Annotated in this window: 1 protein-coding gene; it reads right to left on the bottom strand. The window is 37.5% G+C overall.

Going from position 1 to position 1169, the window contains the following annotated elements:
- Positions 1-12: 12 nt before the first annotated feature.
- Positions 13-1112 (bottom strand): helix-turn-helix domain-containing protein gene (locus tag CUN85_RS12830; protein ID WP_135390696.1). Its coding sequence is split into 2 segments: positions 13-701 and positions 701-1112, totalling 1101 coding nucleotides; codons are not numbered across the junction.
- Between the last annotated feature and the right edge of the window lie 57 nt (positions 1113-1169).

Raw genomic sequence — 1169 nt, 5'->3', positions numbered from 1 at the left:
GGTAGTCCTGTATTAATTGGTTGGCGTTTTTGAACACTTGAATTTCAAGAGTTCTCTCAAAGTCCACTTCTTCTCAGCAATCCCTGATTGCTGAGCAGGTGTTCTTTTGTGCTTTACACCATCTTTATCATTCTGCACTAATCCAGCATGTTCTCTACAGAAGTTGAAATAAGTACAATAGAGCCTTATCTGGCCATATAAGCACTCAAGTTTTTTTGAAAAGCCCAGAGTCTTCCTTGAAATCCTATTATTGTCCTGTCTGAATGTTAGATTCTGTCTTTCAATCAAGCTTGTTGATATCTCTTTTTGCTCTATGTTCTTTCCAAAAACGATCTTCTTTTCAACTCTTTGCAGCTTCCCACCTTCTCGTTCTTTGATGATCTGAGCATATCTGAGGTCTTTATCAGGAACAAGCTTTGGGATTTTAGGTCTCCCTCTTTTTCCAGTTCTTGGAAACTCCACCCATTTACCGTATTTTTGTAAAAGTGCTTCAGAATAGAATCTTAATCCATCTGTAACAAAAAGTGGTTTCAATCCTGAAAGACACTTATCCGTAAGTTCAACCAATCTATTAGCTACATACTGTTTTCTTGGTCCGATTGTGAAATCGATTATCAGTCTGAAGTGAGGTGCAAAACTTACCCACAGCCATGATCCATCATCGTCGACAAAATTAGCTGTTGATGGAACTACTTTTTTTCAACTATCGTCCATAGTTCATCCATCTCTACTTTTGGAATATTCAGATCTTTCACCTTTTCCTGATGAACATTATCACATTGCTCTGCTGCACGGGATATCCAGTTACTGACAGTGATTGGTTGAATTTCCAGTACATCAGCAATTGCTTCAATGCTCATTCCTTTTATAGACATCTTCAAAGCTAACATTACGATTGATTCTTCTTTTCGCATGTCATAATAAAAGGTGTTTGTACGATCACAAAATACTCTGCCGCATTCGCGGCAGATGTATTTCCTGATACGTTTACCTTTGATCTGATAAGTTCCATTAGCTATAACATTGCCTTTCCCGGTAAGATCATAATATTCACAGTCTTCATTAGGACAAGCAACATTAGTGTATTTTGGTTTTGGTCCCCGTTTCCCCATGATGAAAATATGTCTAATTCATATTACATAACATCAACTGAATGATAGTGGATTACC

Source organism: Methanolobus halotolerans (assembly GCF_004745425.1).
Lineage (GTDB): Archaea > Halobacteriota > Methanosarcinia > Methanosarcinales > Methanosarcinaceae > Methanolobus > Methanolobus halotolerans.
The sequence above is the reverse complement of the archived record's forward strand: the minus strand, read 5'-3'. Positions and strand labels throughout refer to the sequence as shown.